The 17,506-nt window shown below is 42.7% G+C and carries 14 protein-coding genes; 12 read left to right on the top strand and 2 right to left on the bottom strand.

From position 1 onward, the window contains the following. Positions 1–112: 112 nt before the first annotated feature. Complete coding sequence (gene gndA / locus Q0779_RS02400) at positions 113–1,660, bottom strand: NADP-dependent phosphogluconate dehydrogenase (RefSeq protein ID WP_298769104.1); 1,548 nt, start codon at positions 1,658–1,660, stop codon at positions 113–115. A 361-nt stretch (positions 1,661–2,021) separates the two neighbouring features. Here gndA and Q0779_RS02395 point away from each other — a divergent pair, with 361 nt between their 5' ends. The 12 genes from Q0779_RS02395 (at position 2,022) to Q0779_RS02340 (ending at position 15,258) form a co-directional block, all read left to right on the top strand. Then, positions 2,022–2,429 carry a MerR family DNA-binding transcriptional regulator gene (locus tag Q0779_RS02395; protein WP_298769102.1) on the top strand — a complete coding sequence of 136 codons (408 nt, stop codon included), beginning with the start codon at positions 2,022–2,024 and terminating at the stop codon, positions 2,427–2,429. A gap of 63 nt (positions 2,430–2,492) precedes the next feature. Further along, complete coding sequence (locus tag Q0779_RS02390) at positions 2,493–3,662, top strand: isovaleryl-CoA dehydrogenase (protein WP_298769100.1); 1,170 nt, start codon at positions 2,493–2,495, stop codon at positions 3,660–3,662. A gap of 144 nt (positions 3,663–3,806) precedes the next feature. Next, positions 3,807–5,414, top strand: a complete 1,608-nt coding sequence (locus Q0779_RS02385; protein ID WP_298769098.1) for a carboxyl transferase domain-containing protein — start codon at positions 3,807–3,809, stop codon at positions 5,412–5,414. Between the two features lie 40 nt (positions 5,415–5,454). Further along, the gene (locus Q0779_RS02380; protein ID WP_298769097.1) at positions 5,455–6,270 is read left to right on the top strand and encodes an enoyl-CoA hydratase-related protein; all 816 of its coding nucleotides are present in this window, start codon (positions 5,455–5,457) and stop codon (positions 6,268–6,270) included. A gap of 1 nt (position 6,271) precedes the next feature. Next, a complete protein-coding gene (locus Q0779_RS02375; protein ID WP_298769095.1) occupies positions 6,272–8,353 on the top strand; it encodes an acetyl/propionyl/methylcrotonyl-CoA carboxylase subunit alpha in 2,082 nt (693 codons plus the stop codon). 15 nt (positions 8,354–8,368) lie between these two features. Continuing rightward, positions 8,369–9,274 carry a hydroxymethylglutaryl-CoA lyase gene (locus tag Q0779_RS02370; protein ID WP_298769093.1) on the top strand — a complete coding sequence of 302 codons (906 nt, stop codon included), beginning with the start codon at positions 8,369–8,371 and terminating at the stop codon, positions 9,272–9,274. A 164-nt stretch (positions 9,275–9,438) separates the two neighbouring features. Next, positions 9,439–10,155: a CoA transferase subunit A gene (locus Q0779_RS02365; RefSeq protein WP_298769091.1), complete on the top strand. Its 717-nt coding sequence runs from the start codon at positions 9,439–9,441 to the stop codon at positions 10,153–10,155. A gap of 26 nt (positions 10,156–10,181) precedes the next feature. Further along, positions 10,182–10,838, top strand: a complete 657-nt coding sequence (locus Q0779_RS02360) for a 3-oxoacid CoA-transferase subunit B (protein ID WP_298769088.1) — start codon at positions 10,182–10,184, stop codon at positions 10,836–10,838. A gap of 239 nt (positions 10,839–11,077) precedes the next feature. Beyond that, positions 11,078–12,004 carry a 5'-nucleotidase, lipoprotein e(P4) family gene (locus Q0779_RS02355; RefSeq protein ID WP_298769086.1) on the top strand — a complete coding sequence of 309 codons (927 nt, stop codon included), beginning with the start codon at positions 11,078–11,080 and terminating at the stop codon, positions 12,002–12,004. A gap of 959 nt (positions 12,005–12,963) precedes the next feature. Continuing rightward, positions 12,964–13,602, top strand: coding sequence for a hypothetical protein (locus Q0779_RS02350; RefSeq protein WP_298769084.1), 639 nt, complete (start codon positions 12,964–12,966; stop codon positions 13,600–13,602). Between the two features lie 185 nt (positions 13,603–13,787). Then, entirely contained in the window at positions 13,788–14,189 is a 402-nt protein-coding gene (locus tag Q0779_RS02345; protein WP_298769082.1) for a hypothetical protein, read from the top strand. A gap of 451 nt (positions 14,190–14,640) precedes the next feature. Continuing rightward, positions 14,641–15,258 (top strand): LysE family translocator, encoded by a 618-nt coding sequence (locus tag Q0779_RS02340; protein ID WP_298769079.1) that lies wholly within the window; start codon positions 14,641–14,643, stop codon positions 15,256–15,258. A 231-nt stretch (positions 15,259–15,489) separates the two neighbouring features. On the opposite strand, the gene Q0779_RS02335 is transcribed toward Q0779_RS02340, so the two are convergent. Beyond that, entirely contained in the window at positions 15,490–17,157 is a 1,668-nt protein-coding gene (locus Q0779_RS02335; RefSeq protein ID WP_298769076.1) for a hypothetical protein, read from the bottom strand. Positions 17,158–17,506 lie beyond the last annotated feature (349 nt).

Here is a 17,506-nt window from a genome sequence, read left to right as displayed (position 1 = left end):
AGGATTGAATGATCTTAAGCGTATTTTCAGTCTCACAATAAACAAAAAATACCTAAGCCGTTCTGCACAGCTTAGGTAACCTCATTATAATTCATTTATACCAGCAAATTGCTTAATTCACTTTATGTAACTTTCTATCTGTTGAACTCCAATTAAGGTGGTATTTCTCACCTGTCGGAGCATCCACTCTTTCAAAGGTATGAGCGCCGAAAAAGTCTCGTTGTGCTTGCAGTAAATTAGCGGGAACGATGGCACTGCGATAACTGTCGTAATAGGCCAGTGCAGAGCTAATACAAGGCGCAGGAATACCATTTAACACAGCTTGAGACACCGCTTGACGCCAATCATTTTGTTTCTCAGATAATGCGCTGCTAAAAGTGTCCGCCATCAATAGGACTTCTAATTCACTTCCGTTAGCATCTTGATAAGCTTGAGTGATCGATTGTAAAAATGTTGCACGAATAATGCACCCAGCACGCCAAATTTTTGCAATTTGTGCAAAATCAAGCTGCCACTCTTGCTCTTTGCCCATCATGGCCATCAACTGAAAGCCTTGTGCATAACTTGAGACCTTAGCGCAATACAAGGCATTTTCTAATTGCTCAATAAACACATCAGGCTTAGTGTGATCAATGAGTCCTTTCTTGTCTGTATTTGGACCCGATAACAAGGTACTTAACGTCACCCTTTGAGATTTTTGGGTACTTAACGCTCTTGCATAAACCGCTTCTGCAATCGTTGGCGCAGGACAACCAATTTGTAAACTGCTCACCGCCGTCCATAATCCCGTGCCTTTTTGACCCGCTTTATCTAAAATAAGCTCAACAAGTGGTCTTGAGGTGACAGGATCGGCTTGTTTTAAAATATCAGCACTGATTTCCATCAAATAACTGTTCAAACTGCCTTGATTCCAACGCTCAAAAATAGCCGAAATCTCGATAGCAGTTAACCCTAAGCCTTGACTCAATAAATGATACGCCTCGCAAATGAGCTGCATATCAGCATATTCAATGCCATTATGCACCATTTTAACGTAATGACCCGACCCGGCAGGACCAATATAACTGGTACACGCTTCGCCTTCAGTGACCGTTTGCCCTGGTTCCGTTCGCTCTATTGGTAACCCTGTTTTTCCGTCGACCTTGGCCGCAATCGCTTCCCAAATGGGCTGAATTCGCAGCCATGCTTTTTCATCGCCACTGGGCATTAAGGAAGGCCCAAAACGTGCCCCCACTTCCCCACCAGACACCGCACAGCTAAAAAACGTAAATTGATGACGGTACTTTTCCTCCCGTGCAACAGTATCAGTCCATAAACTGTTACCTGTATCAATCACGATATCATCTTGCTCAATACCCGCCTCAATCAGCGCCTGACACACGCCATCAACTGGCCCACCCGCAGGAACAGATAACACTACAATCCGAGGCTTTTCAAGTTCTGCTAACATTTCAGACACGTTATCACAGCCTTTAACACCTAAGGGCCTATTTGGTTCCACTTCCTTTTGAGCTTGCTTAATCAATCCAGTTACTTTTAATGCATCAAGATCAAAAGCAGACACTCGATAGTGATTGTCTGCAATGTTCAATGCTAAATTCTTCCCCATTACCCCTAAGCCAATAACGCCAATATCATAAAACTCGGTTTGCATCTTCATGTGTAATTGATCCCAACGATCGTAATAAAAATCTCAACGAATAATCAGTCATTTCTCCAGAGTATATACCTAAGCCAAACATAAAAGCGAACATTTACTGCTGTCTTAATGCCATAAAGAAAACAATACTATTAAAACATAAAGCACATTAATAACAAATAGATAAAGTAAATAGTAATTTAGAAAAACAAAATAACAACAAGTTTCATTTTATTTTATAAACAATCACACTCTTTAAGTTAATCACGCCTTATGGCAAGGGGGCTTTACATTCATCAATGCTGATAAAAGTTGCCCCAAGCTTTACCTTTACGTAAACTTCATATATCTTGGAATTAACGTGATCCCTAGGGCATTAAGTATGGCCAATAATCAACAGTCAACCATGACTTATTCAATCAGTGATTTATCAAAAGAATTTGATATCACCACTCGCAGTATTCGTTTTTATGAAGATCAAGGCTTACTCAAACCGAAAAGGCGCGGACAAACACGGATATACAGCTTAAAAGATAAAGTCAGATTGAAACTCATTTTAAGGGGTAAACGTTTAGGTTTCTCTCTTGCTGAAACGCGTCGATTATTTGAACTTTACGATGCAGACAAAAACAGCAGTACTCAACTGCATACTATGCTGGATCTTGTTGAAGAGAAAAAGCAAGCATTGCAACAACAAATGGATGATATCAAAGTGGTCTTAATGGAATTGAATTCTGCAGAGCAACAATGCCGCGCAGCCCTAGATCAGCAAGATGCAATGAAGCAATGAAGCAAATTCAACGAGTCACAAAACAATTAATAATAATAAATACAGTATCAGGATAATACAGGTATGAGCCAACTTTACTCTACATTAAACTTCGGTCTCGGCGAAGAGGTTGATATGTTACGCGATGCAATTCAAGGCTTCGCGGCAAATGAAATTGCCCCAATAGCAGAAAAAACCGATGTTGATAACGCTTTCCCAAATGCACTTTGGCCGGTTCTCGGTGAAATGGGATTACTTGGGATCACAGTACCCGAATCGTACGGTGGTGCTAATATGGGGTACTTGGCTCATGTGGTTGCTATGGAAGAAGTGTCACGCGCTTCAGCCTCTATTGGACTAAGTTATGGCGCCCATTCAAATTTATGTGTCAATCAAATAAACCGCAATGGCAATAGCGCTCAAAAAGAAAAGTACTTACCTAAGCTCGTTAGCGGCGAACACATTGGCGCCCTCGCAATGAGTGAGCCAAATGCTGGCTCTGACGTAGTGTCAATGAAACTCCATGCCCGTAAAGAAGGTGACCGTTATATTCTTAACGGTAATAAAATGTGGATCACCAACGGGCCCGATGCTGATACTTATGTGATTTATGCTAAGACAGATTTAGATAAAGGCCCTCATGGGATCACCGCATTTATCGTCGAACGAGGCTATAAAGGTTTCACTCAAGCCCAAAAACTCGACAAGCTGGGAATGCGCGGCTCTAATACCTGTGAGCTCGTATTTGTTGATTGCGAAGTCCCGGAAGAAAATATATTAGGCGGTCTAAATAATGGCGTTAAGGTCCTCATGAGCGGCCTTGATTATGAACGTGTGGTCTTATCGGGTGGCCCACTTGGGATCATGACCGCCTGTATGGATATTGTGGTGCCTTATATTCATGAACGTGAGCAATTTGGCAAATCCATCGGGGAATTTCAATTAGTGCAAGGAAAATTAGCGGATATGTATACAGGTATGAACGCCGCTAAATCCTACGTTTATAATGTTGCTCGCGCATGCGATCGCGGCGAAGCCACTCGAAAGGATGCCGCAGGTGCTATTTTATATGCAGCTGAATTTGCTACTAAAATGGCCCTTGATGCGATTCAACTGTTAGGCGGCAATGGCTATGTCAATGAATATGCCACAGGCCGCTTACTCCGTGACGCAAAATTATACGAAATCGGTGCCGGCACCTCTGAAATAAGACGCATGCTTATTGGGCGAGAGCTTTTTAGCGAATCAAAATAGTGTCCTTAGCATAGCGTACTAACACATAGTTTCGTCGCTCTCAAGACATTCAACTGCATCTGTATACCTGTCATTGGATGTCATTTTTATCAAGTTTATTGAGTCTTCACCTCATTGACTCCTAGTACTAAAAGGATGTAAACCGTGACGCAGATCAACAGCCGCATTAACACTCGCAGTGATGAGTTTAAAGCCAAATATGATGATATGCTTGCGCTAGTGCAAGATCTACAACAAAAATTGGCCGACATAGAAAAAGGGGGTGGCTCCGCAGCTCTTGAACGCCATTTATCGAGAGGCAAGCTTTTACCCCGTCAGCGCCTTGAAAAACTGCTTGATCCCAGCTCCCCTTTTTTAGAACTATCACAATTTGCGGCCTTTAATATGTATGGCGAATCTGTTCCCGCTGCTGGGATCATCGCAGGGATCGGACGTGTCAGCGGTATTGAGTGCATGATAATCGTTAACGATGCGACCGTTAAAGGCGGAACCTATTACCCTATTACCGTAAAGAAACACATTCGCGCGCAAGAAATTGCCGAGCGCTGTCAGCTGCCCTGCCTTTATCTCGTCGACTCCGGCGGCGCAAACTTACCTAGGCAAGACGAAGTCTTTCCCGATAGAGATCATTTTGGACGTATTTTTTATAATCAAGCCCAAATGTCAGCCAAAGGGATCCCACAAATTGCCGTGGTCATGGGATTATGTACCGCAGGCGGCGCTTATGTCCCTGCCATGGCGGACGAGTCCATTATAGTGAAAGAGCAAGGCACCATTTTTCTTGCCGGTCCACCCCTTGTCAAAGCCGCTACAGGCGAGGAAGTGTCAGCCGAGGAACTGGGCGGCGCCGAAGTACACACCAAAATATCCGGTGTCGCCGATCATCTTGCACAAAACGATGAGCATGCGTTAAGCCTTGCCCGTCAAAGTGTGACTCGTTTAAACCGTAATAAACCCATCACGAGTCAATTAAAGCCCACTCGCCCACCACGCTATGACGCAAATGAATTATACGGCATTGTTGGCACCGATCTTAAAAAGCCCTTTGATATCAAAGAAGTCATTGCTCGTATTGTGGATGATTCCGATTTTGATGAATTTAAAGCGAACTATGGCAATACCTTAGTGTGTGGTTTTGCTCACCTTCATGGTTATCCCGTCGGTATTGTGGCCAATAATGGCATATTATTCTCCGAATCGGCCCAAAAAGGCGCTCATTTTATTGAGCTGTGCTGCCAGCGAAAGATCCCACTACTTTTTTTGCAAAACATTACTGGGTTTATGGTCGGCAAAAAATACGAACACGAAGGTATTGCTAAGCATGGCGCTAAAATGGTGACGGCGGTTTCTTGCGCCAATGTGCCCAAATTTACCGTCATTGTCGGCGGCAGTTATGGGGCGGGTAATTATGGTATGTGTGGCCGCGCATTTGATCCCACTATGATGTGGATGTGGCCCAATGCTCGCATCTCAGTCATGGGCGGCGAACAAGCCGCTGGCGTATTAGCCACCGTTCGACGCGATGGTTTAGCCCGCAAAGGCGTTGATTGGTCAACCGAAGAAGAACAAACCTTTAGAGCACCCATTATTGAGCAATATGATAAAGAAGGTCACCCCTATCATGCCAGCGCACGACTTTGGGATGACGGTATTATCGATCCGGCGCAAACCCGTGATGTGGTAGGACTTGCATTATCCGCCGCACTCAACGCGCCTATCGAAGATACCCACTTTGGTGTGTTTCGCATGTAAATGTTCCCTAATGGACCGATCAATTAATTGAGAGAACACCATGAGTACAATACTCGAGTTTAACTTTATCCAATGCCGTGTCTATCAAGGGGTGGGAGAGCTCATTCTTGACCGCACGGAAAAACATAATGCCTTTGACGATGTGATGATCGATGAGATGCTGCAAGCCCTGCACTACTTAAGCAGATCCAATGACTGCCAACTGCTGGTCTTAAAGGCCAAAGGCAAAAACTTCAGTGCAGGAGCCGACTTAGGTTGGATGCGTAAACAAGCCAACATGGATTTTGAGCAAAACCTCAATGATGCCAAACAACTGGCTGAACTCATGTCCATTCTCGATGACTTTCCCAAACCCACACTCGCCTTAGTGCAAGGGGCGGCTTTTGGTGGTGCTCTTGGCCTTATTTGTTGCTGTGATATCGCCATTGCCACCTCTGGAGCACGCTTTTGTCTCAGTGAAGTCAAACTGGGACTCATTCCAGCCGTGATCAGCCCTTATGTGGTCCGTGCCATGGGGGCGAGAAACGCAAGACGTTACATGTTAACAGCGGAAGTCTTTAGCAGTAACACCGCACAAAAATTGCACGTGGTTCACGAAATCAATGACAGTTTAGAGTTGGCTGCCGTACCGATTATGACGGCGCTGAAAAACAATAGTCCACAAGCTATGGCATGGGTTAAAAACTTAGTCAAACACCTTGAAGATGGGCAAATTAACCCAGCCACACACGATTATACCAGTGAACGCATCGCCCGTATTCGCGTCTCCAAAGAAGGTCAAGAGGGACTGAATGCGTTTTTCGATAAACGAGCACCAGACTGGAAAGTGGACACAGATCTACAAGGAAACCCCTAATATGATCATCAAATTACTGATTGCTAATCGCGGCGAAATCGCCTGTCGAATTATACGAACCGCCCAAGAAATGGGCATAGCAACTTATGCGGTCTATTCTGATGCCGACAAACACGCCAAACATGTGGCTCTGGCCGATCACGCCTTTTATTTAGGCGCCAGTGCACCGAGTGAGTCCTATTTAAAAGGCGAGATGATCATCGATATCGCCAAACATCATGATATTGATGCTATTCACCCCGGCTACGGCTTCTTATCTGAAAATGCCGACTTTGCGCGTCAGTGCGAGCAAGCCCAGATCCATTTTGTTGGCCCAAGCAGTGATGCCATCGACGCCATGGGCAGTAAGAGTGCGGCCAAAGCCATTATGGAAAAAGCCAATGTGCCCTTAGTCCCCGGTTACCATGGTGATGAGCAAGGAGATGACAAGCTCATCTTTGAAGCCAATGCCATGGGATACCCGCTACTCATTAAAGCCGCTTTTGGTGGCGGCGGCAAAGGCATGCGCATTGTTGAGAATGAAGCCGAGTTGCTTGATGCCATTCATTCCGCAAGACGGGAAGCCAGCACTGCCTTTGGCAATGATAAATTACTACTGGAACGTTATTTACGCCAACCTCGCCACGTTGAAGTACAAGTCTTTGCCGACAGCCAAGGCGACTGTATTTACCTATCAGACAGAGATTGCTCTATTCAACGTCGGCATCAAAAAGTCATTGAAGAAGCCCCCGCCCCCGGATTAAGCAATACGCTTCGCCAGCAAATGGGGGACGCAGCGGTGGCTGCAGCCAAAGCCATCAATTATCGCGGCGCGGGCACTATCGAATTTTTACTCGATACCGATAACCGTTTTTACTTCATGGAAATGAATACGCGTCTGCAAGTGGAGCACCCCGTCACTGAAATGGTCACCGGACTGGATTTAGTGCAATGGCAACTCGATATTGCAGCCGGCCATCCGCTCCCTCTCAAGCAAGACCAAGTCATTATCACAGGTCATGCTTTTGAAGCGCGTATTTACGCCGAAGATCCTGATAATGATTTTTTACCTGCCAGTGGCACACTAAGCTTTTTAAGAGAGCCAACAGCCGGCCCCCATGTCAGAATTGATTCGGGTATTCGTGAAAAAGATGAGATCAGTACTTTTTATGATCCTATGATAGCCAAACTGATTGTTTGTGACAAAGATCGCCTGCATGCACTGCATCGTCTACATCGCTCATTAACCGATTACCATATTGGCGGACTGACCCACAACATTCCCTTTTTAGCCCGTATCGCCAGCCATAATGCCTTTGTTGACGCTAATTTCAGTACCGACTTTATTGAGCGCTATAATAAAGCCCTATTCACTCCCGACCACAGTGACTCGCTACTGCCATTGGCCTTAGCTGGACTGTATCAAGTGTGCTATCGCAAGCAAATAAACGCCAATCCACAATGTGATGCTCATTCTCCTTGGGGACTCAGCTCAGGCTTTAGGCTCAATCGGGCGCAAACCCATCATGTCAACTTGCTCGATGACAACCATCAAGTCCAAGCGTTAACCTTGCTTGAAACCCACTCAAGCAGTGCAACCTCACCTTGTGTGTATCAATGGCAAACAGAGCAGGGAGAATATCGCTTATCGGGTCAGTTAACCGATAAAACCCTCAACGTTGAAATCAGCCTTGATACTCAGCAAGCCACTACTGATAACAATAGTGAACACTCACAGCAGAGCCCACTACAGACGACTCAACAACTGAGCGTATTAGTGAGTCAAATTGACGATGACTTTACCCTGTTTATGGACGGGCAATCTTTTCATTACCGCGCCATTCAAACCCAAGCAATAGAAGAGGAAGAGAATTTATCCGATAAGCTCAATGCGCCCATGAATGGCACAGTGGTCACTCACTTGGTCAGTCAAGGTGACAGCGTCACTGCCGGACAAGGCTTATTAGTCATGGAAGCCATGAAAATGGAATATACCATTGAAGCCCCCTTTGATGGCATCGTCAGTGCGTTTTATTTTGAGCCCGGTGAACTCGTCAGTGATGGCGCCCAGTTGGTTGATGTTGAAGCCAGTGTTGAAGCTTAAAGGAAAAAGACAACCATGACAGTTCAATCCCTGTTCCCCAAAACAGTCAGTATTTTTGAAGTCGGTGCTCGAGATGGCTTGCAAAATGAGCAAGCCGTCAGTACTCAGAATAAAGTCACTTTGATTGAGCAGTTAGCGCAAGCAGGACTAACGCGAATTGAAGCCGCCAGTTTTGTCTCACCCAAATGGGTACCGCAAATGGCCGACTCATTGGATGTGATGGCCAAGATAACCCGTCACCCTGGTGTGGTTTACAGCGGGCTCACCCCAAATTTACAAGGTCTTGAACGAGCATTGCAGGCCAACGTGGATGAAGTCGCCATCTTCGGCTCCGCCTCTGAAAGCTTTAGTCAGCGCAATATTAATTGCTCCATCGCTGAATCCCTCGAGCGCTTTGCCCCCGTTGTTGCGCAAGCCAAACAGCACAATATTCCCATTCGAGGCTATGTATCTTGTGTGCTGGGTTGCCCTTATGAAGGGGACATTGCACTGGAAAATGTCGTCAAGGTTGCAAAAACACTCCATCAAATGGGCTGCTATGAAATCTCCTTGGGAGACACCATAGGCGTCGGTACACCGATGCAAGCCAAAGCCATGGTTGAGGCAGTGAGTCAAGTCGTGCCTATTAATCAATTGGCCTTACATTTTCATGATACTTATGGCCAAGCGCTAGCCAATATTTTAGCCTGTTTAGAAACAGGCGTGAGTGTCATCGATACCTCAGTAGCAGGACTTGGCGGCTGTCCTTACGCCAAAGGGGCTGCGGGCAATTTAGCCACTGAAGATCTGGTGTATATGCTTCACGGGCTGGGGATTGATACTGGCGTTGATCTTAAACTGCTTGCTCAAGCGGGCCAGCAGATAAGCGCCGTCTTAGGCCGTGAGAATGCCTCAAAAGTCGCCAAGGCAATACTCACATAAATTGATGTAAGAAAATACGGTTAACCGTGATCTTAACGTCAAAAAATGCTATTAATCGAAAGTGATAGCCGCAGGATGAATATCTATACTCACTCGTCATGAGAGTGAAAGCGGCATCATCAATAATCCTAAACCTCACCCTCACAACAAAGAGAGAATAAAAAATGGCGGGACTCAATAAAGTTGTAACCAGCTATGAAGACGCAATGGCGGGTTTGAGCGATAACATGACCATCATGGTGGGTGGTTTTGGCCTATGTGGGATCCCCGAAGGTCTCATTAATCAAATGGTGACAATGAACACCAAAGGATTAACAGCCATTTCCAACAATGCAGGTGTCGATGACTTCGGCTTAGGACTGCTGCTAAAACACAGACAAATCGATACCATGATCGCCTCTTATGTGGGTGAAAATGCCACCTTTGAACGACAAATGTTATCGGGAGAGCTGAATGTGATCCTTACCCCTCAAGGCACATTAGCCGAGAAAATTCGGGCCGGTGGCGCAGGCATTCCCGCCTTTTTCACTGCCACAGGGTATGGCACTCCCATTGCCGAGAATAAAGAAACACGAGAAATCAACGGCCACCATTATGTACTTGAACCTTCACTCACCGCAGACTTTGCGTTAATTAGGGCTTGGAAAGCCGATACCATGGGCAATTTAGTCTTTCGCAAAACCGCTGCCAATTTTAACCCAATGATGGCAACGGCGGGCAAAATCACTGTTGTTGAAGCTGAGCATATTGTTGAGCCCGGAGAGCTGGATCCTGATCATATCCACACGCCAGGTATTTATGTGAACCGTGTTATTCAAGGCACATTTGAAAAACGCATCGAACAACGTACCGTACAATCAACAGTAAAAGCTTCTGCTTAAGTTATCTTAATAGGAATCGATTTATTATGGCATTAACCAGAGAACAAATGGCACAACGTGTGTCGCAAGAGCTCAAAGATGGCTTCTATGTTAACTTAGGGATAGGCATTCCCACCTTAGTGGCAAACTATATTCCAGATGGCATTCAAGTGATGCTGCAATCTGAAAATGGCTTGCTTGGCATGGGCGCATTCCCCACTGAAGATACCATCGATGCTGATTTAATTAATGCGGGCAAGCAGACTGTTACCGCTGTTGATGGGGCCTCTTTTTTCTCCTCTGCCGAGAGCTTTGCCATGATCCGAGGGGGTCATGTGGACTTAACGGTACTGGGCGCCTTTGAGGTGGACGTGCAAGGCTCTATTGCCTCTTGGATGATCCCAGGTAAACTCATTAAAGGCATGGGCGGTGCCATGGATCTGGTGGCAGGCGCCGATAATATTATCGTCACCATGATGCACGCCGACAAAAAAGGCAACTCAAAATTATTGCCCAAATGCGAACTGCCCCTAACCGGATTTGGCTGCATTAAACACGTATTAACAGATTTAGCCTTAATGGATATTAAAGACGGTGCTTTTCATCTTGTGGAGCGTGCCCCTGGTGTGTCCGTTGATGAGATTAAGCAAAAAACCGCTGGCGAGTTAGTGGTGCCTGAGTATGTACCGGAAATGAAACTCTAACCGCCTCTTTGCATTAACAGCTTCAACAAGTAAACCACGACGATTGCCCCTATCTTTGCTTCCAGAATAACAGTGGATATGGGCAACAATTTATTCGTATAGTCTGCCATTTTTTTTCACACTCATTGATACATTTCTACCTATTCCTCAATAAAAAAAGCTTAATTTTTGCCATGTCTTGCATCCACCGACGATTCACGACAGGATATTCTCAAAAAGTCATCAGCTCACATTTCCTTATGAAAAAAACATCACGGCTTGTCCCATCATTATTGAGTGCATTGCTCGCAAGCGCTTTCGTTATACCCGTCACCCTAGCCGCCCCAGCTCAATCGAGCAGTACCACTGATAATATTAGCAACAGTATGAACAACAATAGTCACCCCAATACGACATCAGAAAACATGATCAATAAGCCCCCCAAGAATACTGATAACCTGCTGATTTCGGCTGTCGCTTGGAAACAAACGGCGGCAGAATACAAAGCCCTTTATTACCAAGCTTTTAATATGGCTAAAATGCAAGTGGATTTAGCACTTGCCAAACACAAAGCCGGTGACAAACCCTTAGCCGTGATTTCTGACTTAGATGATACTTTGCTCAATGCCAGCAACTATTGGGGCTATATGATTGCGCACAATAACGCCTTTTTTAACGATCCCATTTGGGATGAATGGGTCCCCAAAAATCGTTATACCGCCACACCCGGTGCGCTGGATTTTGTGACATACTGTCAGTCAAAAGGCGTTGATGTCTTTTATGTCAGTAATCGCGACCAAGGAGACAACACCTATGAGTATGCCAAAGGTAATTTAACCCACTTAGGCTTCCCCTTTGTTGATAAAAAACACCTTATCGTGCAGCGTGATGCCTCCAATAAAGAACCTGCGCAACACAAAATCATGCAAGACTATGATGTGGTGGTCTTGCTTGGAGATAATCTGAATGACTTTCAGCGTAAATATTACAGCCAAAGTGTGGATGAACGTACCCGTTTGATGGAAGAAGATAAAGATTTATTTGGCAGTAAATTTATTCTAATGCCCAACCCCACAGACGGGCATTGGATCCGCGCTATTTTTGGCGAGTCTGAGCCTAAAGACACGCCGAAGAACAGGCAGCGCTTTTTTGATGCGGCGACAAAGTCGGCTTGGAATGGGGAGTAGGCGAGTTGTTAGAGTGACAACTCGTTGGCACCTTGTGATTAAGCGAAGCTTAATAAACGTCGTGGATTTCCATCCACACAGGAGCTTTGTAAATTAAGCTTCGCTTAATGGAAGATCGTGAATTCCCATTCCTTCTTGTAATAAAAAGTGGGATTAGGAGGACTGCTCGTCCTAATGAGATTTTTATCTTTCACCTGCGGTGAACTGGGCCAAAAGGGGATCCACAGCAATCCCCTCTTGGATCACCCTGCTGCCCCGACGAAGTAAAGCGCTTCATGATTAAATTGACAATAATCGCTATTGCCTCATATTCGTCATCCCTGTCTCAACTAAGGCTATTGCGGCATCCATGCCTTAATCACGCGATTTTTGATTTAATCATTTTAGCTACTCCGATGGGGAGATAAAAATAACAGCCACTAGCAAAACAGCGCATTTGTTGATATTGATGCAGGTTATTAAATATTCTTCTTTGATGGGTATTTATCGTCTCCAGCGAAGGCTAAGATCGTGGATTTCTATTCCTTCTTGTAATAAAGAGTAGGGGCAAGGAGGACTGCTCGTCCTAATGATATCCCTATCTAACAGCCAGTTCGACGTTGATATAAACGGATTTATGAATGCCGTGGTAGCAGGGATGCTAAGGAACGGCCGATGTCTCTCGCTCAAAGCTATTACCACTATAATCTTCACCTTGAAGTCGAAGGCATCCAGCCGCATCTACACAGGGTGTTAGGAGCCAAAGAAAAAGTAAAGCCCGTGTGTTTCTTCGAAATATTCCCTTTTTAAAAAACGGTGAGATTGTTCTGTTAATTAAAATGATTTTAGTATCAATGGGTGATGTTTAAATAATATTATTATTTATAATATTCATATAATTAGTATTAATTCCTTACTATTATGAATAAACGAACAGATGCACTTTATAAAGGTTAGGTCTCTTTAACAGGGAGTACTTTTTGCTAGATTTGAACAAAGAAATTAAGGAGCTAAAGAAGTCCTTTAATGAAGGAAACGCATTAACCAGAGTTGTAATGGTTACGAGTTTTATTCTTTCGCTTAGCTCTCTTGCAGAACTGTCTAAAAAAATAGTGGCATGGAAAGGGTTTATATTAAGTGGGTTGGGTTTCTATCGTTCGATAATTGTTGAACCTGTAACTTACCTAACATCGAACATTGGCTTAAGTTATACCGAACTAGAGATTCATGTAGCTACTGTCTCTTCCATTTCCATAGTTATTGGAAAGCGCGTTCAAGTATTGGGTCAAAAAGTAGCTTTTCGAAAAATTAGTGAGAAGTATGGAAACGAAGTTAAGCCAAATCTTACATTTTTTTGGACGTTAGGAATCTTAGCACCAATTGGTATGTGGCTATGGTATGGGCTTGGTAAGCCTACAATCTATACGTGGGGGGTTATATTTGTATCAATGTTTCTACCTCTCTTTATGATTGTACCAAAGATAATCATATCTAAACTTGGTGATTATGAGTTTTTTGAGAAAGGAAGTTTCAGCTATTTTAAGAGCGACTACATCTATATAGCTTCCTTGATCTTAATCATTTGCATATTAGCAGCCATTAATTCTGGGCTTAAATAAAATCAAAATATGCCTGATAAAACCATGCAGCACCAGCTAACGCATCGGCTAATTGAAGCGTTAGTATCTGGGAAATAATGAGTAATTAACTCCTCATATCTAAAGTAAACTGAGATAGAGGTAATATGTGTAGAGAAGAGGTTCATCAATAATCATGTAACATAATGACTTTAAAGGTATATAAAATGAATACTAAAAAAAACTTCCCATTTGTAACAGTTAAAAATAATACTTTACACGATATTGTAATTAGTGGTGATCCTAATTGGGATGACCAAAAACTCCTAATAGATGGAGAAGCCAATAACTATTTTAAATTATTAAAGGAAAAGTCAGTAATATTAAGTGTTGAATGGGATTTTAAACCCGATGAATTAATGATGGGAGTTGATTTCGAAAAATCAAATTATGATGGCAATAATATGGGATTTCTATTACTTGAAATTGGACAAAGTTTAAAGACTGGTTTGTTAGGTATCACTAATTCTTATGAAGATGAACCTAAATGGGCAAATATGGTTACTGAAAATCAATCGCCATTATCATTTACATTGATATTTGAAAACAAAAACAACCAAGACATATGAACACTCCACTATCGTCAATTCCGCTTTAACTTGTTTTAAGCGTAGAAATCTAACCAAGGTCATAACAGGCCTTGGTGATAAATAATAACCAAACTACCAAATTGACTTTGATCAATTTGAAGCATTATTTTTAAAACCTCATGAAAAAGCCCTTGAGTGTTACTACCCTCTGCAAGAGGACCCTATATGTCAGGATTGCTGTCTACCTATCGAGAGTTTATGTATGTGGCATGTAGGCCTGTAATATTGAGGGAAATTGAGCTCATTTCGATGAAATTCCCTATGAAACGCATTATAGTGATTCATATAGCAATTTGATCAAGGAAAAGTTGCTATCAACATAAACATAACAAATTGTTTAAAAAGAAAAAAGAGTTGACTTTTACTCCTTCGTCGTTAATGCTAGCCAAACATTTTATCCTCAATATTGCGGCTTTTTGAAGGAAACATTGTGGAAATCTGGACATTACTTTTCTTTATCCCAGCATGCTTTGCACTCAACATGGCACCGGGGCCGAATAACCTTCTGTCGATGAATAATGCCCGTTGCTACGGCTTCAAATCTGCACTCATCGCTGGCTTGGGTCGAATTACAGCATTCTCGGCAATGATTGCCTTAGCCGCTTCAGGTTTAGCTGTTGTACTATATGCATCTGAAACCTTGTTTTTCACCATCAAACTATTGGGCGCTGCCTACTTACTTTGGATTGCTTTCAATCTATGGCGTTCAACAGCAAGTCCAGTGACTGACATCGATACAACTCAGAATCGTTTCGGTCTAGCTAAGCAGGAATTAATGTTAGCAATCGGTAACCCTAAAGCGATTTTAATCTTTACCGCCTTCTTTCCACAATTTGTGGATGTATCTGCGAGTGTAAATGAACAATTTTTTGTATTGGGTTGTGCGTTTTTATTACTAGAGTTGGCAGCAATATCTATTTATGCCGTATTTGGCCTATATTTGAGGCATTGGTTTGCTAATCCTAAGATGGCAAAGCGGTTTAATAAGGCCTGCGCTATCTTTTTAGCCATGTCCGGAGCCAACCTGCTATTTAGCCGTCAACAGTAATAAAAATCCTGACTTATCACCCAAAGAGGTGACTACGTCACTTCTCTCCTGTTGCTGATTTTTTGTTTTGTATTGATTTTGTTAAAATTAAGTTAACCGACTAATTTAAAGTTACTTTTATAATCATACGCGCTCGACCAAAGGCTGCCATCTTAAGATAGCAGCCTCTCGTACATAGGCTTGTCATTTAATGCTCAACTTTAAATCCTCAACCATTAAGTGATAGTTCAATTAAAATAGTTCAATTAAAAAAGTCATCTTGACTGCACGATTATCCATATCTTTGTAGTCCCCCCTGAGCTCGTGGATAAAATCAACTTCCTGAGCACTGACATCACGATAAAAATCAATGTTTATTCTATAACTACCACCTGCTTTACCTCCCGCAGATGAGCCGCCACCACCATAACCTCCACCACCACTACCACTAGTATTTTGAGGGTAGCCTGCACCTCTTCCTTCATCAAAATAATCGTTAAAATAGTCATTTAGACTTTCATCGAAGTCGCCCGAATTACTCCAACCTGTTTTGGCCCACTTTGTATTATTATCCGTCGAACCGGTGAGGTCATATCTGTTACCTCCACCTTTGCCTCCAATTGATATCCGATTCATTCTCTCAGGATTATTCGCCGCATAATAACCTGTTTGTTTTCCCGTTATACAATCAGTAGACTCATCACACTCCTTAATTTCATCCTTATCAATGACTTCATTGCCCTCACTGGACAAATAATATATCTCTTCATTGGAATAAGATCTGTGTACAAACTCATCCTTTTTCAGATTGTAATCTTGTCCATACGCCTTTTCTGCTATTGTTTGAAAAGCAAAGATCACCGATCCATTTGACCCCTTACTACTAGACGAGGATGAACTCTTGTTGTATTGACCGCCGCCACCACCTGCTGCAATTAGGAGTGTATTATTGTGTTTAGGATTTTGATTGTTCCCCATCCATATCATTGTTGAAGAGCCACCTGCGCCACCAGTTCCTTGTTTTTCAGATTGTGTAGATAGACCATTATCACCATTTAAACCATACAGGATATTAATCACCCCTTCTGGATCTATATTACGGAGAGCTTCTCCATAAGTGACTAGCTCACTATAACCTGCATCGCCACCGTCTTGGTGTGTTAAATTGGCTTCCCAATAATTATCCACCCCTCCTTTTCCCCCTTTCCCTCCCGTTGATTGAACAAATATAGGCATTTGATCAAAGGTATAAGTGCTTGATAATTGATAGTGTCCTAATATATTGTCAACAGAATATTCTAGGTCATCTAAACTCAAGGAGCTTAAGGAAATATCGCACTCAACAGCCCTAAAATTGGGCACTGTTGATATATATACTAAGCGACAAAATATGCCGGATAAACCGGGAATTTGAGCGGTAGTCAGTAGTATTTCCTTTCCATCTTTTTCTGCCCATAGTTCATAGTCTGTCCCTGGCATCGAGCTCACAGCCGTTTGTCGGGCCCAACTACTACCCTGTTTTTGCTGACCTAGGACCAGTTCTCCATGTTTAATGGTCTGGTTATCACTATCTTGTGAAGTTAAATCTATTGTGACATAAGCCGTATCCTGTGAGCTACACCCTCTAGCTTTCATGCTAATTGATATTGGTTTATTATGTTCGTTAAAAAAAGCTTTCTCTCCCAAATTATTGAGACTCGCTATTGTTTTATCTTCATAAATTAAGTTTACTTCACTTTCTTTACCACATTTACCTGAAAAATCGGTTACTTCAAAAGTAAAATCTGACCTTTGCATAGGACTAGGATCGAGATTGACATCAAAATCCCAAACTTTAGTGTTACTCGCCCCGTAACTTATCGACGATAAGCTTAATAGGCTCAAGCAAACAAGCATCAACCTAAAATTTTTGATAAACATACATTTCTCCAATACTAGAAACAACCATTACAAAAGGTCATAAATTAACCACTAATTTAATTTGATGGAGGATATAGATATTACTTTTTCAAAACAAACTAAAAATGTAACTATATATTAATAATTTTTAATAATTCTATGTAACTCAATATCATTTATTAGATAAAGTAAAATAACATCACTTTTTTCAATAGTAACCTTTTTACGGCCCCAAATGGATAATTGGCTGGCCGCTACAAGCCTCTATTTGGACAGTTATTTTAATTCCTTACACATTTATTATTTTAGGATGCAAAGTATTAGCGCATTATTTAAAAAACAAATAATTCATTGCGCTGATTTACTTTAA

Source organism: uncultured Shewanella sp. (assembly GCF_947491715.1).
Taxonomy (GTDB): domain Bacteria; phylum Pseudomonadota; class Gammaproteobacteria; order Enterobacterales; family Shewanellaceae; genus Shewanella.
Note: the sequence above shows the minus strand (reverse complement) of the source record. Positions and strands in the feature narration are given on the sequence as shown.

What these genes read in the sequence shown, in the direction of transcription:
- gndA (WP_298769104.1), bottom strand. Translation starts at nt 1,660, where the DNA reads ATGAAGATGCAAACCGAGTTTTATGATATTGGCGTTATTGGCTTAGGG.
- Q0779_RS02395 (WP_298769102.1), top strand. Translation starts at nt 2,022, where the DNA reads ATGGCCAATAATCAACAGTCAACCATGACTTATTCAATCAGTGATTTA.
- Q0779_RS02390 (WP_298769100.1), top strand. Translation starts at nt 2,493, where the DNA reads ATGAGCCAACTTTACTCTACATTAAACTTCGGTCTCGGCGAAGAGGTT.
- Q0779_RS02380 (WP_298769097.1), top strand. Translation starts at nt 5,455, where the DNA reads ATGAGTACAATACTCGAGTTTAACTTTATCCAATGCCGTGTCTATCAA.
- Q0779_RS02375 (WP_298769095.1), top strand. Translation starts at nt 6,272, where the DNA reads ATGATCATCAAATTACTGATTGCTAATCGCGGCGAAATCGCCTGTCGA.
- Q0779_RS02370 (WP_298769093.1), top strand. Translation starts at nt 8,369, where the DNA reads ATGACAGTTCAATCCCTGTTCCCCAAAACAGTCAGTATTTTTGAAGTC.
- Q0779_RS02365 (WP_298769091.1), top strand. Translation starts at nt 9,439, where the DNA reads ATGGCGGGACTCAATAAAGTTGTAACCAGCTATGAAGACGCAATGGCG.
- Q0779_RS02360 (WP_298769088.1), top strand. Translation starts at nt 10,182, where the DNA reads ATGGCATTAACCAGAGAACAAATGGCACAACGTGTGTCGCAAGAGCTC.
- Q0779_RS02355 (WP_298769086.1), top strand. Translation starts at nt 11,078, where the DNA reads ATGAAAAAAACATCACGGCTTGTCCCATCATTATTGAGTGCATTGCTC.
- Q0779_RS02345 (WP_298769082.1), top strand. Translation starts at nt 13,788, where the DNA reads ATGAATACTAAAAAAAACTTCCCATTTGTAACAGTTAAAAATAATACT.
- Q0779_RS02335 (WP_298769076.1), bottom strand. Translation starts at nt 17,157, where the DNA reads ATGTTTATCAAAAATTTTAGGTTGATGCTTGTTTGCTTGAGCCTATTA.